We start from the raw sequence: 24566 nt of genomic DNA on the forward strand, positions 1-24566 counted from the left end.
AAACATCGGGGATCCAAGACGCCCCCGCGCTGTAAAGTGGCGGCACAAGACCCCCCCCCCAAAGCCCGCCCCCGCGCGCCCCCGCGCCCCCCGGGGGGGGGCGCCGCCACCTGCATCGCAGCACCACAACGTATAACCAGGATTCGTACCATGGCCGTCAAGATCGACAAGAAAATCAAGGGTTACTCCGTCGTCACTCCGGACGACAAAGCCCGTGAAGCAGCAGCGGCCAAGGCCCCGGTCACGGTGGCCCAGGACGAATCCCCGATCGACAACATCGTGCATATGCACGAGCGCATCGAGCGCCCGGAAGTGCTGATCGGCAGCACCTACAAGATCAAATCGCCGCTGGTGGAGCACGCCTTCTACGTGACCATCAACGACATCGTGCTCAACCAGGACACCGAGCACGAACTGCGCCGCCCGTTCGAGATCTTCATCAACTCCAAGTCGATGGAGCATTTCCAGTGGATCGTGGCGCTGACCCGCATCATGTCCGCCGTGTTCCGCAAGGGCGGCGACGTCACCTTCATCGTTGACGAAATGAAGGCCGTGTTCGACCCGAAGGGCGGCTACTTCAAGGCCGGCGGCGTGTACATGCCGTCGCTGGTCGCCGAGCTCGGCTCCATCGTCGAAGAGCACATGAAGTCGATCGGCCTGCTGCACGACCCGGAAATGAGCGCCCACCAGCGCGCCCTCATCGCCGAGAAGCGCAAGCAGTTCGAAGAACGCTCAAAAAAAAACAGTGAAGTAAACGCAGCGCCGGCGCAAAGCGCGGCTGTAGCCCCCTCCCTTTCGCAAAGCGAAGGGGAGGGCCGGGGAGGGGTAGCTCTTGATGTTGCTGCTGACTCCGAAGCCAACCCCGAAAGCGCCGACAACGGCAGCTTCCCCGCCGCCGCCACCATGTGCCACAAGTGCAGCACCAAGGCGCTGGTGATCATGGACGGCTGCCAGACTTGCTTGAATTGTGGGTATAGCAAGTGCGGTTGATTTAAGTTCGTGATGATGTGATAAAGGCCCGGCGAGAGTCGGGTCTTTTTTTGGGGGGAGACATGGATCGTTGGAATGATAGGTTCGATAAGGCATTTTCCGGAGCCTCTTGGGATAGGTTCTTGGGTGCCCTTGAGAAGGTAAACGAGAATTACGCGGACAATGACGCCGATGCTATAGAGTTTGCTCGGATAAGAAAGGTAAAAACATACTTCGAGCAATTGGTTGCATCCATAGATCCTCAGTTGATGCCAGGGGCTTCACTTGAGCTTGTTGCGTCAAAGTTGGATAGATGTGCAGATTTGTTGTTGACCTACTATGAGAGCTCGTCGAGTTCGACGCTTGGAATGGTTAATGATGATCTCGATGAAGTTCTCACTCTGCTGCTGCCATATGCGACATTCAAGGTTCAATCAAAAAGCAAGTTAAAGGCGATTGCTAAGGAGTACGCAAGCTCCCTTTTCGAAGATCTTTCGAAGCTTCGTGCAGGGGCACAAGAGCAGGCGCAGAAGGTTGCTCTTGATGTAAAGAATGCGCAAATTGTGGTGGATGATATTACGAAGACTTTAGCGGCGATTAGGGGCGCTGAAGTTGAGGTTCTAAGTGGAGATGAATCGCTTGTTTTGAAGACCCGTACGGCCGCTTTGGAGATAAAGGAGAAGGCTGAGCTTGTCAGTCAAGAGCATGATCGTATATTCGTGCCTGACGTTGAATCTGGCGTATCAATCAAAGACGAGATTGATGGCGTCTTCAGTGATTTAAAGAGCAAGTCGGTTGAGGCGATTCGCGTTGCGGAGAGCGCTGGCTCTACGGTTGAAAAAATAAGTAAGTTTGAATTTTCAATATTTTCGGGAAGCGACGAATCACCTGGTCTTCTGAAAAGACTGGAGAAGTTTGAGAATGATCAAGTAGCGAAGTTCACTGCGCTATCTTTGAGAATCGAAGGTCTCCTGCCTGGTGCGGCAAGTGCGGGTCTTGCTAGCGCCTATCATGCGGCTAGATTGTCTTTTGACAAGCCGATAAGAAATGCATCTTTGCTGTTCTATGGTGCCATCACAGTGCTCGTTGTAGGGTCACTGGTCTATGTTGTGCAAGATGTATCGTGGGGTGCGATAAAATTTGTTCCAGTAGGTGATTGGGAAAGTGTTCTCCGAGGGCTTGTTAATAAGCTCCCGTTCTATGCGCCAGCTGTCTGGCTTGCATATTATGCGAGTAAGAGGCGCAGTGAGGCACAGAGGCTGCAGCAAGAGTATGCGCATAAAGAAGCGCTTGCTATGTCCTTTGATAGCTATAAACAGCAAATCAGTGAGCTGCAGCTAAAAAATGACGAGCTTATGGCTCTGCTTCTGAAAAGCTCCATTGAGGCTATTTCTTACAATGCATCGGCTACATTGGATGCGAACCATGGAGATAAGATGCCGCTGCAGAGCGCTCTGGATACGATTTTGGATCGACTTCCGGTGAAACCTTAATCTACCGCCGGAAATAGCGGTCAGAGAGAAGCAGGGGTCAGAGTCGGGTTTCTCGCTCTGGCCCTTTGTGGTTGTTGGCGACGACGTAGTCTAGGTGTCGACTCCCCGTGAACTAGGTCCATCGACTCTTACGGTCCTGGGTGCGTCGAGTTTTCCCGGGCTACAACGGTGCATTTCTCCGGGGCAAATATTGGATATGATCCAGCGCCGGGCACATCTCCAGATCCTTGGGGAAGGGGCGATGGAGCGCCGGCATTCCATTTCAACCACGGGGGATGTATGCGGCATGTTCTTATCGCGCTGTTCGTAGTTTGTATGTTGCCTGCCTGTGTCAGCACAAAAACTGTAAAAGCCGACATGCCAACGCTGCAGCAGGCGGGGCATCAGACGGTGATCGTCAGCAAGCGGGAGTTGCCATCGTTTGGTGCGGTGACTGCCGGCAAGGCGGGGTTTGGCTTGATCGGTGCTGCCGCCATCATTTCTGCTGGCAATACGATTGTCAGAGAGAACCAGATCGAAGATCCGGCCGTGGCGATTGCCGATGGGCTCAGTCGGGCGCTGGCGGAGAAATTGTCCGTGCCAGTACGCTTGGCGGATGGCCTGCTGGACTCGACCAATCCTGCTGCAATGGCCAAGCAGTACCCCGGCGCGGGTCTGCTGTTGGATGTCCAGACCGTCAACTGGAGCTTTGCGTACTTCCCGGCCGATTGGAACAACTATCGGGTCATCTACAGCGTGAAACTGCGTTTGATCGACACGCGCACGGGCAAGCTTGTGGCCGAGGGCTTCTGCGCGCGGGTCCCGGAGTACAGCGATGATGCACCCAGCCACGAGCAGTTGCTTGGAAACAGCGCCGCCGAGCTCAAGGCGCGCTTGAAGCGTTCTGGTGAGCAATGCCAGGAAGAGCTGAAGTCGCAAACTCTTGGCTTGACCTGATCAAGATTGATCAGCCGCGGCAATCTGATGCCAGGGAGAAAACAGGGGTCGAAAACAGGGGGCAGAGTCGGATTTACACTCTGACCCCTTTCTGCTTTTAATGGAGCCGACAGACGCGTGTTGGCCAAGGCCCTTTGGATCATCCGCAAGAATGATCAGCAGTACAGGACTATCTCCAGATCTCGGTTGTGATGTAGCTGTAGTCTCTGTTGTTGCAGGCCTCTATGGTTGCAGTCCCGTCGTGCATGCCGAGCGACAGCGATCTCGTGCCGCAGGTGACAGCACGAGATGCCCAAAGCCATCTTTGGTGGTGAGCAGATTCGCCCAAGCTGCAGCCAGGAAGAAAGTTGGCGTTCCAAGTGACAATGGAACCACTGACCCCTTCCCACTCCGCGTCCGCATGTACGGCGAATCCACCCGGATCTCCACGATAGACGGAGCCAGGGCCATCCATGACGATGCTCATGGTTGCATCGCAGAAGGCGCGTGAGGCGCTGGCGGAGGATTTGCTGCTGGATCCCGTTGTATTTGGCCGCGGGCCGCTTCCACCGCAGGAAAGCAGCGTTTGTGTCTCCTTGGTAAGAATTGATACCCCGGTGCGGGCTACTTGTCCTCCATATCTGGCGCAGTACTTGTCGAGTTTGGAGAGCGCATCCTTGGATTGGCGGGATGCGTCCAGCTCCAGTTTTCCGTCGGCCTCCACGGTATGTATGAGCTCCACGTAATCACCCGTATACAGGCGATATGTTCGCAATAGAACTGCCGATGTCCTTGTCAATGAGACATCGCGTGAAGTCGACTCCGACACCAGGGTGAAAGAATCCGCGATGTGTCGCTGCCCATGTTGCGCTGCGGATGCTTGGGCAATGGAGAACGCGAGGGCTAATGAAATTCCGATCTTGAAATTCAACCTACTCTCTCCTTGAGCTGCTGATTCGAGTCTTATGAAGGTGTGCTGGTGCGCCCTTGTTAGGTGTATTGAGCAAGCATCCCGAGTCCCGATGGACGCAAGAACGCCACCGGCAAGTTGATGCGCGTCGTCGTCACGCAATGAGACACAGCCGGCTTCCTACTGTGATCGAGGACAGGGGGCGAGAACAGGCGGTACAGTCGGATTCTCGCTCTGATTCCGCTTCATTTCAGTGTAGTGAAAACCTGAAAGCCAGCAAAAACCGGAGTCAAGGTCGGGTTTTGCGACTCGCATCTTCGCTCACAGTTCCAGTGAGTTGAAAGGTGAGTCGAACGGGGTCAGGTTCACTTCCGAGCCGGTAATTTGAACTGTGTATCTGCCCTTTGAGGCGATGCGGCCAAGCCGTAGGGAGTAGTCGCAATGACGATGAAAACCGGGGTCAGAGTCGGATTCGGGAAACAGGGGGCAGCGGGAAACAGGGGTCAGAGTCGGGTTTCCGCTCTGGCCTTTTGAATTGCTGCCAGTGACGTAGTCCGCGTGTCGGACTGAAAAACCGGGGTCAGAGTCGAGTTTCCCGCCCATGCGCTCTGTTCAGTAGAGCGGCCCTGACTCTGCGAGCTGATCGGTGCTGTTCTACAAGGTGCAGGCACGCAGGCAGGCGCTTTTGCGCTCGTAACATGAACGCTTCGCTTTCGAAATCACGCCGGTGGAACATCACCGTGGCACTATTCTCGAGCGACATGATTTGCCGCTGTGAATGGCAAGAAGGAGGTGTCTCAGTTGAGCGGGATGCACGCTCTCTTCTTCTCAGATGAGCGGCAATCTGATCATTGTGTAGTCGCAGGGATGATCAGAACTTGCTGCTCCCAATCGCTGGACAAAGCCATTTCACCGAGCAGCCTGGCTGAAGCGTTGAAGGGCTGCGTGACGTCCTTGAGACCTCCGGTACGCGGTTGCCAATCGTCGCCGGCATTGATCTGCAGCTGCGCCGTACCATTGTTTTCACTTATGCCCCGAAAGGAAGAAATGATGAAGTGCCCCATCTGCACGGACGTGAACTTGACCATGTCGGACCGGCAAGGAATTGAAATCGACTACTGCCCACAATGCCGCGGGGTTTGGCTGGACCGGGGTGAGCTGGACAAGTTGATCGAGCGATCCGTTGCCGACGCGCCACAGGCCCGCCCGCCAGAGCCGCGCAACGTCAGGCCGCCTCAATACGATTCGCGTGACAGTGGCTATTACAAGCACAAGAAAAAGAAAGGTCTGCTCGGCGAGCTTTTCGACTTCTAGCTGGAAAACCGGGGTCAGAGTCGGGTTTCCGCTCTGGCCTTGGTTCGTTAGGTGGTCTTGGGTTTCCCCAGATCAACTGGATCTGCAGCAGAGAGCACGCAGTATCGGGATTAAATCGTAAAGAAATAAGCCGGTCATGGCGTTCAAGTTTTGAACAATACGCATTTAAATCAGTGTATTGCAGTGCCAATTGTCATCTAGTATCGTTTCTTGAATCGTAAAGAAATGAGCGCTGATCATGGCCCGTCCTTCCTCCGTTAGCGTCCTGCAGCTGCTTGATCTGCTTCAGAGCGGCTATCCGGTGCCGGCCGGCGAGTTGGTCGAGAAGCTGGCCGTCTCCCGTCCCGTGCTGTCGCGGTTGGTGGCCGAAGCCGGTGATCAGGTACGCCGTGTTGGCAAGGCACGCGCCACCGCCTACGTGGCTACAGCTCTGGTCCGGCCCAACACGTGGCCGCTTTACCGGATGGGCCCGGATGCCAACATGGAAGAGCTGGGCAGCTTGCACGCGCTGCGTGGAGACGGCTTCCTTTTTGAACCTACGGGTGATCATCCGAACCTCATGCGCCAAGTGGATGGCCAGGCGGGCTACTTTCCGGGCCTGCCCTGGTTTCTGGATGACGTGCGCCCGCAAGGCTTTCTCGGCCGTTCCATGGCCCATCGATTGGGCCGGGCATTGGGTGTGCCGGTGGACCTGAAGAGCTGGCAGTCGCGCGACAACCTGCTCGGCATCCTGCATGGCGGCACCAGTATCGGTGACCTGCTGTTGGGGCAGGCCTCCATCGACCGTGCGCTGCTGGATGTGGATGCGCCACCTGACCGGGTGGACATGGACAGCCGGCAAGAGGTCTACGCCATACGCGCCAGGGAAGCCCTCGATGGCGAGGACGTGGGCTCATCTCCAGGCGGTGAGCAGCCCAAGTTCACTGCCACCGTGGTTACCGCTACTGGTCGTTACGCTGCCTTGGTCAAGTTCGCGCTGCCATCGCAGAGCCCGCTGGGCGCACGTTGGGCGGATCTGCTTACCTGCGAACACCTGGCACTGACCACGCTGCGCGAGGCAGGCTTTCAGGCTGCCCGCACGCAGTTGCTGCGCAGCGACGAGCACCTATTCCTTGAAGTGGAAAGGTTTGATCGCACTGCGGACGTATTGGGCAGGCGCGGCTTCGTTTCGTTGTTGGCGTTGGATGCGGCCTTCACCGGTGAGGGACCGCGCGACTGGGGTCTGGCTGGGGAGCAGCTCAATGGCGAGCGACTGATCAGCCGCGATACCGCCGAGAACATGGCACGGCTGCATTGGTTCGGCAGATTCATCGGTAATACGGACATGCATCTGGGCAACATCGGTTTCGAGCTGATCGACAGCGGTCCGCTTCCCCTGTGCCCGGCTTACGACATGCTGCCGATGTATATGGCTCCATCCGCACAAACCGGAAATATTCGTGCGCTCGCACCGATAAGCGTCCATGCGCCCAGCAGGGCCGGGCAAGCGGCATTCATTGCGTGGGCCGCACAGCTGGCTGTGCAGTTCTGGCAGCAGGTAGCGGAATCAGAGATTGCCCCGGACATTCGGGCCGTGGCGCAGCAGAACATCGACGTCGTCAGCCGCTACGCCCAGCGTTTCGGTAGCTGAAAGAAAACCGGGGTCAGAGTCGGGTTTTGGATGTTGCGTAGTTGGCAATGCGAAGTGCATCCACGCTCATCAACTCAACTTGCGCACCCGTGTGTCCGCAGGTGCCAACAACGCTCCATCAGCACCTTGCAACCGCATCAGCGGAACCGGCTTGCCGGTGCGCTTGTCCAGCAGCTGCGAATGCCGTTCGCCGCGCTGGTAGAGATGTTGTTCGCCCCACTGGCGCAGGGCAACCAGAATGGGGAACAGGCTCTCGCCCTTGGGTGTAAGCACGTACTCCTGATAGGCCGTGCCGTCCGATGCGGCATGCAGCTGCAGGATGTCCGCGTCCACCAGCTTGCGTAGCCGGTCGGTGAGGATGTTGCGGGCGACCCCCAGGCCGCGCTGGAAGTCGCCAAAGCGGCGCACGCCGTCGAATGCGTCGCGCAGGATCAACAGTGACCAGCGGTCGCCGACAAGGTCGAGGCTACGTGCCACCGGGCAAGGGGACTCATTTTCTGGGCTGCGGCGGGACATGGTGGCTCCTGTGGATGCGCTCATTGTAGTTGCATTTTAAAACCACTGTCCGCTAGCATCTATCTGGTTGCTATTTGCAACTGGATTGGGGCCGTCGTGAATTTGCCTTTTGAAAGCTCCCTGGAACACCGCGAGGCCACCACGCAGCTGCCTGGTGATGCGCTGCCGGCAGGTCTGGTATGGCTGTTCGCGATCGCCAGCGGGCTGTGCGTGGCCAATGTGTATTACGCGCAGCCCTTGTTGGACCTGCTGGCGGCATCACTGGGCATCAGCCTGGCCGCTGTCGGCAGCGTGGTGACTGCAACCCAGATTGGTAGCGCCTTGGCCTTGCTGCTGCTGGTGCCACTGGGTGACAGGATGGAGCGGCGCCGCTTGATGCTGGCTCAACTACTGGCCTTGGTGGTTGCGCTGCTGTGGGTGGGCTGGGCGCAATCGCCGTGGCTGTTGTTGGCGGGCATGTTGGCGATTGGTTTGCTTGGCACTGCGATGACGCAGGGGCTGATCGCCTATGCCGCGAGTGTTGCTGGCGACAACGAACGTGGGCGGGTGGTTGGTGCGGCGCAGGCGGGGGTTTTCATTGGCTTGCTGATGGCGCGGGTGGTCGCTGGCGGTGTCGCCGATCTTGGCGGATGGCGTAGCGTCTATGTCGTTTCCGCACTGGTGATGTTGCTGCTGGCAGGCTTCCTCCATCGCAGGCTACCGCGCTTGCCAGCGACCGAGGAGGCAATGCGTTACGTGCAGCTGATTGCTTCCATGGCTCGGCTATTGCGGCAGGATCGGGTGCTGAAGATCCGTGGAGTATTGGCATTGCTGATGTTCGCGGCGTTCAACATCTTCTGGAGTGCGCTGGTGTTGCCGCTGAGTGCGCCGCCCTATGGATACTCGCATACGGCTATTGGTGCATTCGGGCTGGTTGGCGTGATCGGTGCGCTGGGTGCCACTGGCGCGGGCCGATGGGTCGATCGCGGGCGAGGTCAAACCGTCACCGCGATGGCATTGTTTGTGCTGCTGCTGGCGTGGTGGCCGCTGTCGTTGATGCCAGTATCACTGTGGGCACTAGCCGCCGGCATCGTGCTGCTGGATCTGGGCGGGCAGGCGCTGCACGTGAGCAACCAGAGCATGATCCTCCGCGAGCAGTCGCAGGCACATAGCCGACTGGTCGGGCTGTACATGCTGTTCTATGCGATAGGTAGCGGGGCGGGTGCGATTGCCACCACGGCAACCTACGCACGAGCAGGCTGGAGTGGTGTCTGCCTGCTGGGTGCGGTGACCTGTGGCGTTGCGGGAGTGTTCTGGCTTGTTACCCGGCGCTACATGCCTGAGCAGCTGCGGTAGCGAGCAGCATCACCCGATGGCTGGTTGCAGTGGCCCGGTTGCGCGACGCCTACCCGGGCCACAAGAGCGAAGCTTCGGACACAAAGCGGTGTGTTGGACTGAGTGATATGAACCTCAGTTGCCAACGCCGATCTGCTTCATGAAAGCGGCGTTGTCCCAGTACAGGAATTCCTCCGTCATCTGCCCCTGTGCGTTCCAGTGCCCAATGGTGACCATTGGCAGGCGGTACTTCTTGTTGGTGGGTTGGATCACGGTGCCGTCGGCAAGAACCATCGGTTTGCTGAAGGTGCCTTCGATGAAGCCGGCGACTGCCGTCCATTCGGCATTGGCTGAGCCGAAGCGCACCGGGTGCTCGGTGATACGGTTGTCGGGCGCGAAGGTCCACATGAAGTCCAGTTCCTTGATGTGGTCGGGCAAGCCGGTGGTGGTGTGGCCGTCCGGGTAGTGCACGACGATGTCCTTGGCATGGCTCAGGTGCAGGTCATCCCATTGCTGCTTTGTGTAGACGCGGAAATCCAGGTCATCGAAGGTGGCGAGGTTCCTGGCCAGGGCCGACGGCATTCCCTGCACTGCGGGTGTTGCCTCGCCCACCCTGCTGGCAGGCCAGCTATTGGTTGGTGGCTCCGTAGCATGCGCGGCGACAACAGTGGTGAGTGCAACGGAAACTGCGAACGCGATTCGTTTCACGGCATTCATTGAACGACTCCTGCAGGGTGTGTGCTGAGGTAACGACGTTCGTGGTGTTCCAACCACTGCCGCAAAAAGTCGACCGGCCAGGCTGGAAGCAGAGGAAGAATGAGCCGCACCTGGTTTTGAGTGTGTGAAGCGGGCGCGGCGCTGGATTTCGCCTCATCGCCACTTCAAGTATCGGGATGGATGCCAGCCAGCCCCCCATTCAATTTCAGGACCCAGAAGCTACAATCGGCCGATTCCCACTGCGTGACCGGGAACTACATGGATGCAACGAATTGATTACTTGGGGTGGAACATGAAAGTCCGGATTTTTGGAGTGTCGTTGCTTGTGGGCCTGCTGCTGGGTTGCAAGCAGGTGCCGGCAGGTGAAGCGGAAGACATCGCTACTGTAGCTACGGTGCCCGAGTCGCCCGCCAAGGCCGGTGCAGATCCTGCCGGTGAAATCGTGGACACCGAGTCCTCACCTTATGAAGAGGGCGACCCCGAGGGTGATGCCTCGACACAGGCGGCTTTCGATCACGAACCCAGCTGCGAGGAAAACCCGCTGGCGACGCATTTCTTTACCCTTGTGGGTGGCAATACCGTGGACAACTGCGGACGTGCCGATCCCAAGGTGACTGCAGCATTCGATGAGCTGCTGAAAGAGGCTGCACAGGGCGACATCGCCGATCCGCATGTCCCACCGCAGCGCGAACGGCTGCTCAGTGGCCCCAGCGCACCCGGTATGCCAAAGACCCTGGGTAGCGAGACATGGTGGTTCTATACGGCGTGCCAGGCGCATCAGTGCGATACGCAGCAGCTGGCAATGCTCTACCAACCCGATCACGGCAAGATGGTTGGCCGCTTGGTTTCGCGTTGCAAAGTGTGGTGGGTGGGCAGCCCGACAGCCGAGCAGCGTGCGCTTATTGATGAAACCAAGCCGGTGGATCCTGCGCTACTGAATGATGAACCATGCGACGAAGAGATCTGAGTTCGACCGCAACTACCGGAGCGTCGCCCCATGAAGTTGCCATCCATGCTTTTCTTTGTGCTGATACAGGGCGCTGGCAGCGCGCTTGCCGCCGCGCCTGACCCACAGATAGAAGCCGGAAACAACGCTCTGTACTCGGTCGCGTTCTTCCTGCTGTTGTTCATCCTGATTGCTTGGCTGGCAACCCATCTTTCAAGGGGGAAAAAGCCGAAGCAAGCGCCGGCGCTGCCACGTGTTCCGGTGCGGATGCATTGGTATGACGGTACCCAGCTGCCAATCGCTGACTGGGAGCGGATTGGTGAGGACGCGCCGACGCTTATGGATGCCGAGGCCGTGCATATCCATCGCACCTCGGCGGCGAAGGAGTGGCTGGAGGCGCTGAACCATCAGCTTGGCGAGCACTATCGGATCACCGAGTCCACTGACTTCCTGTTGCTTTCAAACCTGATGGATCGGCCTGGCGAGGTCTTCCTCGCCAGCTGCCAGCGCCTGCTGTCGCGTATCAATCGCAGTTTGGGCGAGCTTGCCGTCCCACAGAACCAGGGCAAGCTCGTGGTGATGGTGTTTGCAGACGAGGAGGATTATTACGCCTACGTCTCGCACTACTATCCGGATGGCGGCGAGTACGCGATGTCCTCGGGCATGTTCATCAAGGCGGGATACGGCCACTTCGTGATGCCCTTGGAGATCCTCGATTCGATGGAGCCGGTGATCGCCCATGAGCTAACGCACTGCCTGCTGCAACACCTGCCGATTCCGGCGTGGTTGAACGAGGGCCTGGCAGTGAATACCGAGCACACCTTGTATCCACAGCTGGCCGCACCCGGCGCACAGATGTACTTTCCGCACGAGATCGCTGCGCAACACGCGGCTTACTGGAACGAAGAGAGCATCCAGGCGTTCTGGTCCGGGAAGTCATTCCTGGCTGCGGATGATGGCAACCGGCTCTCCTACGATCTGGCCAAGAAGATCACCGCGCTGGCGGCACGCGATGAGCGTGCATTCCGCAAGTTCGTGGCCGCCGCGCAGATGAGCGACGGCGGTTTGGGAGCGGCGCAGCACCTGGGCTATCCCATCCAGAACCTGCTCGAGGCGGTACTGGGTGAAGGTGAGTGGACACCGCGGCCTGAATCATGGAAACAAGGTGTGGAGCGAGGGCAGTTCTAGCTTGGCTGGGTAACCGGCCAAGCAATCGCACAAGGTGATGCACGCTTTGTAGGAGCGACGTCAGTCGCGAAGCTTGGTACCGTTGCGCGCCCGTGCACCATGCAATTGCATGGACTTGGCGGCCTTTGGATTTCCAGCTTCGCGGCTTACGCCGCTGCCACAGAAAGAGGGCGGATCAGGCTGCGGCGTTGTACGGTGGGTAGTCGATGTAGCCCTTGCTGGTGCCGCCGTAGAACGTGGTCGGATCGGCCTTGGCCAGCGGGTGGCCGTTACGTAGGCGCTCGACCAGATCCGGGTTGCTGATGAACGGTACGCCGAAGCCGGCCATATCGATCAAACCCTCATCGATCAGCGTCTCCGCTGATTCGCGGTCCAGTCCGCCGGCCAGGATCAAGGTAGTTTCCGGGAGCTTGCCGCGGATGGTCTTGAGCAGGTTGTTGAAGCCGGCTTGGCTTGGCGCGCTGCTTGAGTAGCCGGCCTGGTTCATCAGGTGCACGAAGCTCAACCTGCGCTTGCCGATGGCGTCGGCGAGCGCGGTGTAGGTTTCATCGGTCTGCGGGTATGCCGGCATGTCGAAGATGTTGCCGTACGGCGAAAGGCGGATGCCGGTGCGGTCCGCACCGATGCGCGCGACGATGGCGTCGATCACTTCCAGGGTGAAGCGGATGCGGTTCTCCAGCGTGGCGGCCGAGTACTGATCGCTGCGGTCATTGACCAGCGGGTTGAGGAACTGCTCGTGCAGGTAGCCGTTGGCGCCATGGATTTCCACGCCGTCAAAGCCCGCATCAATCGCGTTCTGCGCGGCCTGCGCAAAGTCGTTGACCACGCGCGCGACTTCCTCGGTGCTCAGCTGGCGCGGCGCGGGTGCATCGACCATGCCGGGCTGACCTTCTTCGTTGTAGCCGAAGGCTTTGGCGTTCGCAGGCTGCTTGCTGCTGGCGCTGACCGGCGTGCGGCCGTCGTGCTGGATCGAGGGATGCGACATGCGGCCGACGTGCCACAGCTGGGCGACGATCTTGCCGCCCAGCGCGTGCACCGAGTTGGTGGTCAGGCGCCAGCCTTCGATCTGCTCGGGAGTGTAGATGCCCGGGTTGAAAAGATATCCCTGGCCTTCGCGCGAGATCGGCGTGCCTTCGCTGACGATCAGACCAGCTGTGGCGCGCTGCGCGTAATAGAGTGCAACGCGTTCGTCTGCGATATCGTCCGGCGCGCGCGCGCGGGTCATGGGCGCCATGGCGATACGGTTGGAGAGGGTGGTTCCAGCAAGATTGTACGGTTCGAAAAGCGAAGTCATTTCGGTGTTCCAAGGAAAGCGATAGGGGGAGTGCATGGCCTGATAGCAGCGCATGAGGGCTGCGGCCCTGCAGCTGCCAGGCCGCTGACCCTGAAGACATGGGCATGCGCGCTGCTGCTCACAACGCGCTGAGATGGAAAGCAGAGTTGCGGTTTGCGGAATGTTCCGGATTTCCGACCGCACCTGTTTGGGGATGAAGCGTGGGTTCAGGTCGGACAGTAGGCGGCTAGAGATGAAGCCGATACCTCTTTTTGTAGGAGGGGCGTAAGCCGCGAAGCCGGTGGCCCGGACATCCCCTCATGTCTGTATCTGGTGGTGGTCAGCGCTTTTGGCTTCGCGGCTTACGCCGCTTCTACAAAAGCCGGGCCACTCACAGCCCGGCAGGTTGCAAGCAACCCTCACCCCGCTTTGAGCTAGCATCAGCGCAACCGGGAGCCAGGGACTGCCAAGCATGAAGATCGCCGTAGTGCGCTGTCTGTTGTTGGTCGCGTGGCTGCTGTTGGGCACCACGCCTGCGGTGGCGGCGCCCGGCAAACTGCTGGAGGCGGTTGCCACCGACGGCGCTCCCGCTGGCGCCAAGGCCTGGCGCATCCGCTACGAAACCACCGATGTCGATGGCGATCCCACCCAATCCACCGGCGTGCTGGTTGCGCCTGAGGGGCCAAGCCCGGTTCAAGGGCGCGACATCGTTGCATGGGCGCACGGCACCGTGGGCATTGATTCGACGTGCACGCCGATTCGTACCCTGGACCAGATCCCGGGGCTGGCCGACATGCTGGCCCGGGGTTGGGTGGTGGTCGCCAGTGACTACCCGGGACTCGGTACGCGCGGTCCGCATGCCTATCTGGCGGGGGACGCCGCCGCGGCAGCGGTGCTGGACTCGGTGCGCGCCGCGACGGCGCTGCCAGCCGCTGGTGCCAGCCGCAGCTTCGCGGTCTGGGGGCATTCACAGGGCGGCCATGCGGCGCTGTTCAGCGCGCAACGTGTGCGCAACTATGCGCCGGATCTGCAGTTGCATGGCGTGGTTGCGGTGTCGCCGCCTACCGATCTGGCGGCCAATATGCAGCGTGCCGATGCCACCGTTCGCGGGTTGTTGACCGCGTTTACTGCCAGGAGTTGGTCCAGGGTTTATGGCGTCGATCTATCCACCATCGCCAACAAGACCACGCGTGGGGTGATCGAGCGTGCCACCAGCGGCTGCGAGGGCGACCCGTTCTCGGCGGCGGCGCTGGTGCGCCTGCTGCGCTTGCGCGCGCGCCTCGGCAGTCTGGATCTGAGCGGGCGCGCACCCTGGGATGGCTTGATGGCGCGCAATTCGATCACGGCACTGGCTGCTGGTTCGGCACCGCTGTTACTGGTGCAATCCGATGCAGACGGCCTGGTGGCGACGCCGGTCACTTGGAACTTCTTCGAGCAGACCTGCAAGCGCGGTGCTGCCGTGAACTACCTGCGCCTGTCAGACACTGGCCATGCCACCACGGCGATTGCCTCGTCGGATCGTGCCATCGCCTGGATCGCCGAACGCTTCAGCGGGCAACCGGCTGGCAGCGACTGTGGACTGGCGATGAGCGCCGGCACAGCTGCCAGCGGATAATGCGGACTGCTTGCGGTCAAGAGCTTGTCCTGGCAGCGCGGTATCCCGCTGCGATTCCAATCACGGAGACTTCGTCATGTCGCTGCTGCTCTACGGTCATCCGTTTTCCTCGTATACGCAGAAGGTGCTGATCGCGCTGTACGAGAACGCCATCGCCTTCGAGTTCCGCGAGCTTGGCCCTGGCACGCCAGAGCACATCGGCCAATGGTTGCAGCATTGGCCGCTGGGCAAGTTTCCGCTGCTGCTCGACGGCGAGCGCAGCATCGTCGAAACCAGCATCATCATCGAATACCTGCAGTTGAAGCATGCCGGGCCAGTGCGATTGCTGCCCGAGGATCCGATGCAGGCGCTGGATGTGCGCTTCCGTGACCGCTTCTTCGACCTGCATGTGATGAGCCCGGTGCAGCACGCAGTGAACGGCGCGCTCAGTGGCGATGATGGCAAGCGCGACGAAGCCCGCGCCTTCAGCGCGCAGAAGCTGGAGCTTGCCTACGCCTGGTTGGAAAGCCAGCTGCCGGGCCATCGATGGGGTTGTGGTGAGGCCTTTTCGATGGCCGACTGTGCCGCAGCGCCTGCGTTGTTCTACGCCGATTGGACGCATTGCATCAGCGATGACTACCCGCTGCTGCTGGACTACCGCCAGCGCCTGCTGCAGCGCCCGTCCTTTGCGCGCGCGGTGGATGAGGCACGCGGCTACCGCCATCTGTTTCCCTTGGGGGCGCCTGATCGTGATTGATTCCAAGCACCGAGCTTGGTACTCGCGCTATCCGTGGTCGGTTGTGATCCGCATTGCGGCTTTCGTCACGCCCTTGCTGGCGCTGCTGTTGTACACGCGCATGGCCGTCGCGCATGCGTCTGCTCAACAACATCGCGGTGATACCGGCTTGGGTATCGCCCTGCTGTTGGGCGCTGTTGCATTGCTGATGCTGGTGGGATTCTTGGTGGACGCGGTGTTGCAGCTGGTGCGCCGACGGCACTGGAACTGGATCACCGATGCGCTGATCCTGGGCTTGCTGTTGATGCCCTTCGGCTGGGTGGCATGCAACTGGTTCGGTGTGGATGAATCGCTCGTCTGTCGCGTGCCGATCACCCTGTTTGGCGCCGTACTGGAACTGCTGTCGCTCTGAATCCTGGCAACGCGTGTTGTCAGCCGGCTGGCGGAATCAGGCGCTACCGAGCTTTGCCCAGCGCCCACCTTCACGCAGCGATACCTCGAAGCGTGCCCACTGCCGCAGCTCGGCAGCGGTTGCGTGGCCGATATCGCCAATACCATCGCCTGCCACCACCGCGAACACCAGACGGTCAGCAGAAGGGCCGGAGAGGGCAGGGGTCACCGAAACACGGCGCACACTCCAGGCGTGCCCCAGACGACCATTGCTGTAGCAGCGGCCGGGCTCGATCAGTTCCGGGTGCAAGGCGTCGCGTTCGGCATGCTGTTTGGCGAGTTCCAACAGCTCGGTCAGGTTCTCATCGGTGATATCGACGAAGGAGTTGAGCTGGCCGATGGCGGCGTGGAAATCTTCCTGGGTCAGATCCACATGGCGCTGCGAGGACGGCACGGTCACGGCTTGCTGACGGCGCCGGTGCAGATGCACCGGGTAGCGACGCCATGCGAAGCAGGCGTTGAACACAACTCCGGCCAGCAGGATGGCAGCGACATTGATCGCCACCGGAGTTAGCAGGTACTGGTAGCCCAACGCGTGCACATCGCTACCACCAATCACTGCCGCAAGCGCGGTAGCGCCGCCCGGTGGGTGGATGCAGCGCAGGTAGTGCATCGCGCCCACCGCCAGACCCACCGCCAGCGCGCCGGTCCATGCCTGCTCGGGGAACATCAGCTGGCAGCTGACGCCGATGAAGGCGGACACAAGATGGCCGGCAATCACCGCCCACGGCTGCGACAGGGCGCCATGTGGCACGGCAAACACCAGCACGGCGCTGGCCCCCATCGACGCCAGCAGGATCGCGCCACCGGCATGGTTGAAGCCGCCAGGGAAGCACCAATGGGTGATCTGGTAGACCACGCTGATGCCGATCAGTGCGCCCAGTGCAGAGATCCATTTCTCCCCGTGGCTGGTCTGGTTGCGCTCGATGCTCAACCAGCTGCGCAGGGATTGCAGGGGCTTGGTGTTGGATATCATGGCGGTGGATGGGCTGCGGGGACGCTATTTTGACGGATTTCCCGCTTGCCGCATGAGTCCAGATGAGTTCATTGGTCGTTGGCTGATGTGGATTTGTTTGATCGTTATGCCTTGGCTGCAGGCAATGGAGTGCTGTGGCGTTAGGATGCATTGCCTTCCTTCCCATGTTTGTACTGATGATCTTTGGACCGGTGATCTCGTGGCCATTCCTGCTGCTGGTGTTTGTGCTGCCGTTGGTAGGCGCCGCAGTAGCGATAAGCCTGCTTGTGCAGGCTTGGTACTTCCATAGGCACGGCGATGGCGGCTGGCGTGCATTCTTCAGCTGGAAGGTACGGATAAGCACCGGATTCGTTGTGCTGGTCGCGGCCTGGGTGGGCCTGCTCGGTTACAAACTGGCCCAGTTCAAACGGGAATTCGACATCGAGAGCTGGCAGCGACACAGCCGCGCACAGTTCGTGCTGGAGCGGGATTTCCAGTACGGCGAATTCCTCGTCCCCAAGGGCACGTTGGTCAATCGCTACGACCCTTTCGACAACGGCGATCCGCAACGCGCATTGGGCCTGCGTGGCCTGGACGCGCTGCGGTTCCCGGGTCCGGTACTGTTGGCGGGGCTCTGGGTCGAGGCACTGGAGACAACGCCCGGGCGAATGCGGCTGGCCATCGATCAGCGCATCAGCCCTGTGTATCGCACCGACCCGGATACTGGTGATTGGGTCATCGACCAAACGCGGCCCTTCATTGACTGCAAAGCCGGCGAGAATGTCTGGTTCAACGCGCCGTTGATCGACTACGACATCCAGGCCGAGTTCCTCGTCGGCGAGCCGGACGGTGCGACGGCGCGCTTCAAACCCAGCCAATGGCAGTTCAAGCATTGCGAGAGCGATTGGCTGCCGATGGAGATCAAGCCGGCGTTTGCCGAACCGATGCCGGCGGGGGCGACGCGGCAGGTGTTCCTGGGCGAGGACTGAGCGCTACGGTTTTACGTGGATTTGATGCCGGGACCAGCCTGTCGCCATCGTTGGTTTACGTCAGGTAGGTGAACAATTCCGCATCGCCGCGCAGTTCGCGTGGCCGCATTCGGATAGTCCATGAAACGCTCACGTTCTTCGCTGTACTTCGTTGCATTTGTTGCCCTGACCGCCAGTGCGAGTGCATTGGCCATCGACACCAGCGGCAGCGCCGCCTTGACCAGTGACTATGTCTGGCGCGGTTCCACGCAAAGCCAGGGTGATGCCGCCGTGCAGGCTGGCTTCCGCGTTGCCGGCGATGGTGGTTTCTACGCCTCCGCCTGGGGATCCAGCGTGGAGTTCGCGCCGGAAACACACGCCAGCAGCGAACTGGACTTCGTTGTTGGTTGGAACGGGAAGCTGGCCGATGACTGGGCATTGGATGCCAACCTGCTGCATTACCGCTACCCGGCAACAACCGTCGATCTGAACTGGACTGAGCTGAACACCACGCTGACCTGGAAGGATAACTATTGGCTGTCCATGGGTTGGTCGCCGGAGGCGCTGGGCACCAAGCAGGATGGTCTGTACACCCAGTTGGGCGTGCGGATGCCGCTATCCCCGCAGCTCCGTCTTGAGGCAGCCGCTGGTTGGTACCAGCTGCAGGATGCGGCGGGCGGTGGTTATGCGCACGGGCAGGTCAGCGCGATCTGGGCAGTGGCAGCGCCGATCGAACTGCGGCTGAGTGGGCACGTCACCGACCAGCACGCACGTGATCTCTTTGGCGATCAGGCCGCTGGCACGCGTTGGGAAGCTGCTGTGCAGGCGGCGTTCTGACAGCCCCCAGCTCTGTGAGCGCGCGCCGCTCTTGTAGGAGCGGCGTAAGCCGCGAAGCCAGGGATCATTGGCAGCCAGTTGCTCTGTGATCTGACGGTGTGTGAGCTTCGCGACTGACGTCGCTCCTACGAAATGGCGGTGGTGCCGATCCGTTAGCGGCTTTCGGCTGGTGCATGCGCTTTGGCGCTGCTTCGACCTTGCTTCCTGCAACCGGCGAAGGTCAAAGAGAGATGGACGCAGGCGATAAGCGCGATCACCACGGCAGCTTCGCCGCTGCTGGCCAGGAACGCCATCAGCATAATAATGAAACCAAAGATGGAAAGCGCATCGAACAGCAGGCGATTGAAGCGCCATGCCGCGAGCAGGATCAGCAGATACATCGCCACTGGCAGTGTGGGCGTCCGGACGATGAAGTAGAGAATTTCCATCTCGGGAATGCATGCTTGTTGGGTTGGTCGCGGCGAATTCTGGGTGCTTTGAATGTGCTGGATATGCGCCCAATGTGAAGTGAAATTGAAGTCGTGAATGCCTGCGCTTGGCGTCCACAAAGTGCTGGAAATACGCCACCAGCTGCTGTTAGCTTTCGCCTTACTGCAAACACTGCCAAGGCGAACTTTGACTTCTTCCGAACGAACCAACTGGCCGCGTATAGTGCGCATCGTCCTGCTGCTGGTGGTGCTGGCGTTGGCCGGCAGCTGGCTTTGGCAGCAACCTTTCACTGTGGTCGCCCGCGAAGGTTGGAAGCTTTCACGCCTGCCAGCACCAACTTCGATAGTCGTGCCGGTGCAGGGCATCAAGCCGCGGCAGATCGCTGATACCTTTGGTGCGCCACGCGGACGCGACCGCAAGCACCACGGTGTGGATATCTTCGCCAAACGCGGTACGCCGGTTGTCGCTGCTACCCAGGGCGTGGTGGCTGCAGTGCGCGACAGTGGCCTGGGCGGGCGTCAGGTGTGGGTGATCGGGCCGGCCGGGCAGCGGCACTACTACGCGCATCTGCAGGATTGGGCGCCGGGCCTGGCCTACGGACGCATCGTGCAGGCCGGCGATGTGCTGGGCTTCGTGGGCGATAGCGGCAATGCGCGCGGCACGCCACCGCATCTGCACTACGGCATCTACGGTGGCGATGGCCCCTTTGATCCGCTGCCGCTGATGCATGCAGGCCAGCCGCGCAAGCGGTAAGGTACGCCCCCTGCAAGCCGCCTTCCCGCGGCGTGGTCTGTACTGAACGATGCTGATTGATCAATTCGACCGTGAACACCTGTGGCACCCCTATAGCGCCCTCGGCAGCCCGGTGCCGGTGCTCAAAGTTGCCCGCGCGGATGGCGTGCTGCTGCAGCTGGAAGATGGCACCCAGCTGATCGATGGCATGGCCTCGTGGTGGTGCGCCATTCATGGTTACAACCATCCGCAGCTGAACCAGGCGGTGGTCGACCAGCTGGGCCGCATGTCGCATGTGATGTTCGGCGGGCTTACCCACGAGCCGGCCATCGCGCTGGGCAAGCAGCTGCTGCAGATCGTGCCCGAGGGGCTGGACGCGATTTTCTATGCCGACTCCGGTTCGGTGTCGGTGGAAGTAGCGCTGAAAATGGCGATCCAGTACCAGGTGGCGCGCGGCAAGCCGGGCAAGTGCAATATCGGCACAACGCGTTCGGGCTATCACGGTGATACCTGGAACGCGATGTCGGTATGCGATCCAGTTACCGGCATGCATGGTTTGTTCGGTACGTCACTGCCGACACGACGTTTCGTACCGGCGCCGCAGACACGCTTCGGCAACGAGTGGAACCCCGCCGATATCGCGCCGCTTGCGCAGCTGTTTGCCGAAAGCGCGGATGAGTTGGCCGCCTTCATCATCGAGCCGGTGGTACAGGGAGCGGGTGGCATGCGCTTCTACCATCCGCAGTACCTGCGCGAGCTCGCACGCTTGTGTCGTGATCACGATGTATTGCTGATCTGCGATGAGATCGCCACCGGCTTTGGCCGCAGCGGGCGATTGTTTGCCTGCGAGCATGCTGGCATCAGTCCCGACATCCTGTGCGTTGGCAAGGCATTGACCGGCGGTTACATGACGCTGGCGGCGACGCTGTGCACACGCGAGGTTGCCGACGTGATCGCCAGCGCCGAGCCGGGCGTTTTCATGCACGGGCCGACCTTCATGGCCAATCCGCTGGCCTGCGCGGTGGCGCTGGCCTCGGTGCAGCTGTTGCTGTCGCAGGATTGGCAGGGCAGGGTGGGGGCGATCGAGCGTCGTCTTGAAGAGAGTCTGGCGCCTGCGCGCGCCTTGTCGCAGGTGGCTGATGTGCGCGTGCTTGGGGCGATCGGCGTGATCGAATTGAAGGCATCGCTGCGCCTGGAACGCATCCAGCAGCGGATGCTGGACCACGGTATCTGGATACGGCCGTTCGGTCGGCTGGTCTATGTAATGCCGCCGTTTGTAATCGACGATGCACAGTTGCAACAGCTGTGCGACGCCATGGTCGCGCTGGTGGCCAGCCTGCAGGAAGAGGATATGCGCGCATGAGCGGCAAGATCGTATTTGTCAGTGGCATCGATACCGAGATCGGCAAGACCGTGGTCACCGGCTGGCTGGCGCAGCAATGGGCGGCGCAGGGCGAGAACGTGATCACCCAGAAACTGGTGCAGACCGGCTGCGTAGGTGCGTCGGATGACATCCTGCTGCACCGGCGCATCATGGGCACCGGCTTGTTCGAGGAGGACCGCGACGGCACCACGATGCCGGCCTTGTTTGCCTATCCTGCATCGCCGCATCTGGCGGCGCGTTTGGAGCAGCGGGCGTTGGATCTGACTGCCATCGAGTCCGCGACCGCGCGTTTATGCGAGCGTTATGAGACTGTGCTGGTCGAAGGGGCCGGCGGTTTGATGGTGCCGCTGACCGAGCAGTTGCTGACGATTGATTACGTTGCGGAGAAGAGCTGGCCAGTGTTGCTGGTGACCTCCGGGCGCCTGGGTTCGATCAATCACACCTTGTTGTCGTTGGAGGCGATTGCTGTGCGCGGTATTACTTTGCACGGTGTGGCCTGGAACAGCCGTGATGACAGCAGTAATGAAGTGATCGCTGCTGATAGTCGCGGGTTTATTCGTGATTGGGTGTTGAAGCGGTTCCCGGATGCGATCTGGTATGACGTGCCGAGAATTGATCTGGGCTGATTGGGTTCCTTGGGAAAGGCACCCCTCCCCGACCCTCCCCTGCGCGCTGCGCAAGGGAGGGAGCGGATCATGCAGCGCTGATTGGGGTTCTTGCGAAAGGCACCCCTCCCCAGCCCTCCCCTGCGCGTTGCGCAAGGGAGGGGGCTGATCAGTGCAGCTCTGAGCTGTTGCTTGCGCTCCCTCCCTTTGCCGAAGGCAAGGGGAGGGTTGGGGAGGGGTGCTTCTGCTCCCGCTCCTGCTTCAATCGCAGAAGCCCCTACTTCTTCAACTTGTAAGCCAACACATAATCGCCAGCCTTGGTCCCGGTCGAACCATGACCACCAGCCACCAGCAGCACCATCTGCTCGCCCTGGCTGTTGAGGTAGGTCATCGGTGTGGCCTGGCCACCGGCCGGAATACGCACATCCCACAGCACTTTGCCGCTGGCCAGGTCATAGGCGCGGAAGTTGTCGTCGGTGGCTGCGCTCATGAAGGCCACACCGGTGGCGGTCAGCATCGGTCCGCCAATGCCGGGCACGCCAATGCGGATCGGCAGCGGCACAGGTGAAAGATCACGGATGGTGCCGTTGCGGTGCTGGTAGGCGATCTTGCCGGTGCGCAGATCGGCGGCGGCAACCGTGCCCCACGGCGGGACTTGGCAGGGAACACCAATCGGCGACATGAAGGGCGTCATTTCCACCGCGTAGTCAGCGCCTTTGTTTTCGTTCAAGCCATGCTCGCCCTTGTTCATTGCACGGCCGCTGGTGTCTTGTTTGGGCACCAGCTTGGAGACGAAGGCCAGATAGGTGGGCATGCCGAACATCACCTGCCGCTGCGGGTCTACCGCCACGCTGCCCCAGTTGAAGGTACCGAAGTTGCCCGGATAGATCAGACTGCCCTGCAGTGTTGGCGGTGTGTAGCGACCTTCGTAACGCAGCTGCCGGAACTGGATGCGGCACAGCATCTGGTCGATCAAGCTGGCACCCCACATATCGGCTTCGCGTAGTGGTTTGGGCTCGAAGCTCAACGCGGACGTAGGTTGCGTGGGGGCGGCGAATTGGCCAGGGATATCCACGTACTGCGGTGCGGTGCGTTGGCCGATCGGCAGCAAGGGCTTGCCGTCGCGACGGTCCAGTACGTAGACGTCACCTTGTTTGGTGGGTTGCACCAGCGCTGGTACGCGGCCCTGCGGTAGATCCAGATCCATCAGCACCGGTTGTGCCGGGGTGTCCATGTCCCACAGATCGTGGTGCACGAACTGCTGCACCCAGCGCACCTGACCACTGGCAATGTCCAGGGCCACTACCGAAGAGGCATAGGTTTCTTCGGCCGGGCTGCGGTACATGCCGAGCTGGTCGGGGGTGCGGTTGCCCATCGGGAAGTAGGCCAGGCCCAGTGCTTCATCGGCGCTGGCCACCGACCAGCTGTTCGGCGAGCTGGGCGTGTAGACCTGGTTAGGGTTGTTCGGGTCCAGTGGCGCGGTCTGGGTGGGGTTGCCCGAGTCCCAGTTCCACAGCAGTTGGCCGCTGTGCGCGTCGTAGGCGCGGATCACCCCGGATGGCGAGTTGATCGCATAGTCGTCGTTGACCGCACCGGCGATGATTACCTTGCCACCTGCTATCAGCGGCGGCGAGGTGGAATAGTAGTAACCGGCCTGCTTGAACGGCATGTTGTGCAGCAGGTCGAGCACGCCGTTGTTGCCGAAGTCGCTGCAGTGCTCGCCAGTCTGTGCATCCAGCGCATGCAGCTTGGCATCGGCGCTGGGCAGGAACACGCGGCTGCTGCAGATGGTCGCGTTTGTTGCTGCCGCAGACGGGCTGGTTGCCGGCTCGGTGTAGTACGACAGCCCGCGGCAGGTCTGATGCTGGCGCTGTGGTTCCATGCCGGCACCCGGATCAAACTTCCACAGCACCTTGCCGTTGTCGGCATCCAGCGCGAACGCCAGGCTGTGTGGCGTGCACAGATACAGGGTGTTGCCGATCTTCAGCGGGGTGACTTCGTAGGTGGTCTCGCCCACGTCCTGCGGCAGGCGCACGTCGCCGGTCTGCATCTGCCAGGCCAGCTGCAGCTGGCCGACATTGGCCGGGGTGATCTGTGCCAGCGGCGAGTAGCGTTGGCCGTAGCCACTGCGGCCGTACGCCTGCCATTCGCCGTCCGGCTGCGCGCTGTCGCCCAAGGCTGGGGTGGCGTTGACGATGTCCATCGGCAGGCGGCCATCGATCTCATGCAGATGCCGCGGGATGCCGGCGAAGGCAACCGCCGCCACGCCCAGCGAGGCCAGCAGCACCGGCCAGCCTGCCGGGCCGGTATAGCCGCGTGGGCTGGAACGGCGCGAGGCCGGCAAGGCCATCAGCAGGCCGAGCAGGGCCGGTACGCCCACACGGGTGGCCAGCGGCCACCAGTACAGGCCGGCCTCCCACAGCGACCAGCCCAGCAGCACCAGCAACCAGCCGGCGTACAACCAGGTTGGCCAGCGCCGGTGTCGCCACAGGCCCCAGGCCACCGCCAACAGCAGCAGGCCGCTGAGCAGGTAGAACGGGCTGCCCTGCAGGATGAGCAACCAGCCGCCACCCACCGCCAAGGCCAGCCCGAACAGGCCCGTCAACAACAGGGTCAGAACACGCATGGCGTCCCCACAGCATCCAGAAGTTGCGGCCATGCTGCGCCACGGCATGTCTGCATGGCGTCACG

The 24566-nt window shown here is 60.8% G+C and carries 24 protein-coding genes; 16 read left to right on the forward strand and 8 right to left on the reverse strand.

Features of this window, described 5'->3' with window-relative positions:
• Positions 1–150 precede the first annotated feature (150 nt).
• From ACVOK8_RS09995 to ACVOK8_RS10005, 3 genes are all read left to right on the forward strand, one after another.
• Positions 151–990 carry a TSCPD domain-containing protein gene (locus ACVOK8_RS09995; RefSeq protein ID WP_481566670.1) on the forward strand — a complete coding sequence of 280 codons (840 nt, stop codon included), beginning with the start codon at positions 151–153 and terminating at the stop codon, positions 988–990.
• 62 nt (positions 991–1052) lie between these two features.
• Positions 1053–2462, forward strand: coding sequence for a hypothetical protein (locus ACVOK8_RS10000; protein WP_481566671.1), 1410 nt, complete (start codon positions 1053–1055; stop codon positions 2460–2462).
• A gap of 357 nt (positions 2463–2819) precedes the next feature.
• Positions 2820–3398 (forward strand): hypothetical protein, encoded by a 579-nt coding sequence (locus ACVOK8_RS10005; protein ID WP_481566672.1) that lies wholly within the window; start codon positions 2820–2822, stop codon positions 3396–3398.
• Positions 3399–3567: 169 nt separating this feature from the next.
• Here ACVOK8_RS10005 and ACVOK8_RS10010 read toward each other — a convergent pair whose 3' ends face one another.
• Together ACVOK8_RS10010 and ACVOK8_RS10015 are read right to left on the reverse strand one after the other, a co-directional pair.
• Positions 3568–4308 (reverse strand): hypothetical protein, encoded by a 741-nt coding sequence (locus ACVOK8_RS10010; RefSeq protein ID WP_481566673.1) that lies wholly within the window; start codon positions 4306–4308, stop codon positions 3568–3570.
• 827 nt (positions 4309–5135) lie between these two features.
• Positions 5136–5375 carry a hypothetical protein gene (locus ACVOK8_RS10015; protein WP_481566714.1) on the reverse strand — a complete coding sequence of 80 codons (240 nt, stop codon included), beginning with the start codon at positions 5373–5375 and terminating at the stop codon, positions 5136–5138.
• Between ACVOK8_RS10015 and ACVOK8_RS10020 the strand changes: the two genes are divergently transcribed.
• Together ACVOK8_RS10020 and yjjJ are read left to right on the forward strand one after the other, a co-directional pair.
• Positions 5338–5601 carry a TFIIB-type zinc ribbon-containing protein gene (locus ACVOK8_RS10020; protein WP_481566674.1) on the forward strand — a complete coding sequence of 88 codons (264 nt, stop codon included), beginning with the start codon at positions 5338–5340 and terminating at the stop codon, positions 5599–5601. The two genes, ACVOK8_RS10015 and ACVOK8_RS10020, sit on opposite strands and share 38 nt — an antisense overlap.
• Before the next feature lie 238 nt (positions 5602–5839).
• Positions 5840–7231, forward strand: coding sequence for a type II toxin-antitoxin system HipA family toxin YjjJ (gene yjjJ, locus ACVOK8_RS10025; RefSeq protein ID WP_481566675.1), 1392 nt, complete (start codon positions 5840–5842; stop codon positions 7229–7231).
• A 69-nt stretch (positions 7232–7300) separates the two neighbouring features.
• Here the strand turns inward: yjjJ and ACVOK8_RS10030 are convergent, their stop codons facing one another.
• On the reverse strand, positions 7301–7747 hold the full coding sequence (locus tag ACVOK8_RS10030) for a winged helix-turn-helix transcriptional regulator (protein WP_481566676.1): 447 nt from the start codon (positions 7745–7747) through the stop codon (positions 7301–7303).
• 96 nt (positions 7748–7843) lie between these two features.
• Here ACVOK8_RS10030 and ACVOK8_RS10035 point away from each other — a divergent pair, with 96 nt between their 5' ends.
• A complete protein-coding gene (locus tag ACVOK8_RS10035; protein ID WP_481566677.1) occupies positions 7844–9082 on the forward strand; it encodes an MFS transporter in 1239 nt (412 codons plus the stop codon).
• A gap of 114 nt (positions 9083–9196) precedes the next feature.
• On the opposite strand, the gene ACVOK8_RS10040 is transcribed toward ACVOK8_RS10035, so the two are convergent.
• Complete coding sequence (locus ACVOK8_RS10040) at positions 9197–9643, reverse strand: ester cyclase (RefSeq protein WP_481566678.1); 447 nt, start codon at positions 9641–9643, stop codon at positions 9197–9199.
• Positions 9644–10091: 448 nt separating this feature from the next.
• Here ACVOK8_RS10040 and ACVOK8_RS10045 point away from each other — a divergent pair, with 448 nt between their 5' ends.
• Together ACVOK8_RS10045 and ACVOK8_RS10050 are read left to right on the forward strand one after the other, a co-directional pair.
• The gene (locus tag ACVOK8_RS10045) at positions 10092–10745 is read left to right on the forward strand and encodes an Ivy family c-type lysozyme inhibitor (protein ID WP_481566679.1); all 654 of its coding nucleotides are present in this window, start codon (positions 10092–10094) and stop codon (positions 10743–10745) included.
• Positions 10746–10775: 30 nt separating this feature from the next.
• Positions 10776–11912: a hypothetical protein gene (locus ACVOK8_RS10050; protein ID WP_481566680.1), complete on the forward strand. Its 1137-nt coding sequence runs from the start codon at positions 10776–10778 to the stop codon at positions 11910–11912.
• Positions 11913–12087: 175 nt separating this feature from the next.
• Here the strand turns inward: ACVOK8_RS10050 and ACVOK8_RS10055 are convergent, their stop codons facing one another.
• Positions 12088–13206, reverse strand: a complete 1119-nt coding sequence (locus ACVOK8_RS10055) for an alkene reductase (protein ID WP_481566681.1) — start codon at positions 13204–13206, stop codon at positions 12088–12090.
• 451 nt (positions 13207–13657) lie between these two features.
• On the opposite strand from ACVOK8_RS10055, the gene ACVOK8_RS10060 reads away from it, so the two are divergent.
• The 3 genes from ACVOK8_RS10060 (at position 13658) to ACVOK8_RS10070 (ending at position 15927) form a co-directional block, all read left to right on the forward strand.
• The gene (locus ACVOK8_RS10060; protein ID WP_481566682.1) at positions 13658–14800 is read left to right on the forward strand and encodes a lipase family protein; all 1143 of its coding nucleotides are present in this window, start codon (positions 13658–13660) and stop codon (positions 14798–14800) included.
• A gap of 76 nt (positions 14801–14876) precedes the next feature.
• Positions 14877–15536: a glutathione S-transferase family protein gene (locus ACVOK8_RS10065; protein ID WP_481566683.1), complete on the forward strand. Its 660-nt coding sequence runs from the start codon at positions 14877–14879 to the stop codon at positions 15534–15536.
• Positions 15529–15927, forward strand: coding sequence for a hypothetical protein (locus tag ACVOK8_RS10070; RefSeq protein ID WP_481566684.1), 399 nt, complete (start codon positions 15529–15531; stop codon positions 15925–15927). Before ACVOK8_RS10065 ends, ACVOK8_RS10070 begins: the two co-directional genes overlap by 8 nt.
• A 36-nt stretch (positions 15928–15963) precedes the next feature.
• Here ACVOK8_RS10070 and ACVOK8_RS10075 read toward each other — a convergent pair whose 3' ends face one another.
• A complete protein-coding gene (locus ACVOK8_RS10075; RefSeq protein ID WP_481566685.1) occupies positions 15964–16941 on the reverse strand; it encodes an HPP family protein in 978 nt (325 codons plus the stop codon).
• A 164-nt stretch (positions 16942–17105) separates the two neighbouring features.
• Between ACVOK8_RS10075 and ACVOK8_RS10080 the strand changes: the two genes are divergently transcribed.
• Both ACVOK8_RS10080 and ACVOK8_RS10085 read left to right on the forward strand, forming a co-directional pair.
• Positions 17106–17909 carry a hypothetical protein gene (locus ACVOK8_RS10080; RefSeq protein ID WP_481566686.1) on the forward strand — a complete coding sequence of 268 codons (804 nt, stop codon included), beginning with the start codon at positions 17106–17108 and terminating at the stop codon, positions 17907–17909.
• Positions 17910–18029: 120 nt separating this feature from the next.
• The gene (locus tag ACVOK8_RS10085; protein ID WP_481566687.1) at positions 18030–18725 is read left to right on the forward strand and encodes a TorF family putative porin; all 696 of its coding nucleotides are present in this window, start codon (positions 18030–18032) and stop codon (positions 18723–18725) included.
• A 152-nt stretch (positions 18726–18877) separates the two neighbouring features.
• Here the strand turns inward: ACVOK8_RS10085 and ACVOK8_RS10090 are convergent, their stop codons facing one another.
• The gene (locus tag ACVOK8_RS10090) at positions 18878–19384 is read right to left on the reverse strand and encodes a hypothetical protein (RefSeq protein ID WP_481566715.1); all 507 of its coding nucleotides are present in this window, start codon (positions 19382–19384) and stop codon (positions 18878–18880) included.
• On the opposite strand from ACVOK8_RS10090, the gene ACVOK8_RS10095 reads away from it, so the two are divergent.
• Genes ACVOK8_RS10095 through bioD form a run of 3 tightly spaced genes read left to right on the forward strand, consistent with a single transcriptional unit; the run spans position 19275 to position 21896 of the window.
• On the forward strand, positions 19275–19907 hold the full coding sequence (locus ACVOK8_RS10095; protein WP_481566713.1) for a M23 family metallopeptidase: 633 nt from the start codon (positions 19275–19277) through the stop codon (positions 19905–19907). The two genes, ACVOK8_RS10090 and ACVOK8_RS10095, sit on opposite strands and share 110 nt — an antisense overlap.
• Positions 19908–19956: 49 nt before the next feature.
• On the forward strand, positions 19957–21249 hold the full coding sequence (gene bioA / locus ACVOK8_RS10100) for an adenosylmethionine--8-amino-7-oxononanoate transaminase (RefSeq protein ID WP_481566688.1): 1293 nt from the start codon (positions 19957–19959) through the stop codon (positions 21247–21249).
• The gene (gene bioD / locus ACVOK8_RS10105; protein ID WP_481566689.1) at positions 21246–21896 is read left to right on the forward strand and encodes a dethiobiotin synthase; all 651 of its coding nucleotides are present in this window, start codon (positions 21246–21248) and stop codon (positions 21894–21896) included. The genes bioA and bioD overlap by 4 nt, the downstream gene beginning before the upstream one ends.
• Positions 21897–22152: 256 nt before the next feature.
• On the opposite strand, the gene ACVOK8_RS10110 is transcribed toward bioD, so the two are convergent.
• Entirely contained in the window at positions 22153–24501 is a 2349-nt protein-coding gene (locus ACVOK8_RS10110) for a membrane-bound PQQ-dependent dehydrogenase, glucose/quinate/shikimate family (RefSeq protein ID WP_481566690.1), read from the reverse strand.
• Positions 24502–24566: the final 65 nt, after the last annotated feature.

The organism is Stenotrophomonas sp. STEN083 (genome assembly GCF_056759195.1).

Coding starts and splice junctions, on each gene's coding strand:
- ACVOK8_RS09995 (WP_481566670.1), top strand. CDS start 151: ATGGCCGTCAAGATCGACAAGAAAATCAAGGGTTACTCCGTCGTCACT.
- ACVOK8_RS10000 (WP_481566671.1), top strand. CDS start 1,053: ATGGATCGTTGGAATGATAGGTTCGATAAGGCATTTTCCGGAGCCTCT.
- ACVOK8_RS10005 (WP_481566672.1), top strand. CDS start 2,820: ATGCCAACGCTGCAGCAGGCGGGGCATCAGACGGTGATCGTCAGCAAG.
- ACVOK8_RS10020 (WP_481566674.1), top strand. CDS start 5,338: ATGAAGTGCCCCATCTGCACGGACGTGAACTTGACCATGTCGGACCGG.
- ACVOK8_RS10015 (WP_481566714.1), bottom strand. CDS start 5,375: ATGGTCAAGTTCACGTCCGTGCAGATGGGGCACTTCATCATTTCTTCC.
- yjjJ (WP_481566675.1), top strand. CDS start 5,840: ATGGCCCGTCCTTCCTCCGTTAGCGTCCTGCAGCTGCTTGATCTGCTT.
- ACVOK8_RS10030 (WP_481566676.1), bottom strand. CDS start 7,747: ATGTCCCGCCGCAGCCCAGAAAATGAGTCCCCTTGCCCGGTGGCACGT.
- ACVOK8_RS10040 (WP_481566678.1), bottom strand. CDS start 9,643: ATGCCGTCGGCCCTGGCCAGGAACCTCGCCACCTTCGATGACCTGGAT.
- ACVOK8_RS10050 (WP_481566680.1), top strand. CDS start 10,776: ATGAAGTTGCCATCCATGCTTTTCTTTGTGCTGATACAGGGCGCTGGC.
- ACVOK8_RS10055 (WP_481566681.1), bottom strand. CDS start 13,206: ATGACTTCGCTTTTCGAACCGTACAATCTTGCTGGAACCACCCTCTCC.
- ACVOK8_RS10060 (WP_481566682.1), top strand. CDS start 13,658: ATGAAGATCGCCGTAGTGCGCTGTCTGTTGTTGGTCGCGTGGCTGCTG.
- ACVOK8_RS10065 (WP_481566683.1), top strand. CDS start 14,877: ATGTCGCTGCTGCTCTACGGTCATCCGTTTTCCTCGTATACGCAGAAG.
- ACVOK8_RS10075 (WP_481566685.1), bottom strand. CDS start 16,941: ATGATATCCAACACCAAGCCCCTGCAATCCCTGCGCAGCTGGTTGAGC.
- ACVOK8_RS10080 (WP_481566686.1), top strand. CDS start 17,106: ATGTTTGTACTGATGATCTTTGGACCGGTGATCTCGTGGCCATTCCTG.
- ACVOK8_RS10085 (WP_481566687.1), top strand. CDS start 18,030: ATGAAACGCTCACGTTCTTCGCTGTACTTCGTTGCATTTGTTGCCCTG.
- ACVOK8_RS10090 (WP_481566715.1), bottom strand. CDS start 19,384: ATGCGCACTATACGCGGCCAGTTGGTTCGTTCGGAAGAAGTCAAAGTT.
- bioA (WP_481566688.1), top strand. CDS start 19,957: ATGCTGATTGATCAATTCGACCGTGAACACCTGTGGCACCCCTATAGC.
- bioD (WP_481566689.1), top strand. CDS start 21,246: ATGAGCGGCAAGATCGTATTTGTCAGTGGCATCGATACCGAGATCGGC.
- ACVOK8_RS10110 (WP_481566690.1), bottom strand. CDS start 24,501: ATGCGTGTTCTGACCCTGTTGTTGACGGGCCTGTTCGGGCTGGCCTTG.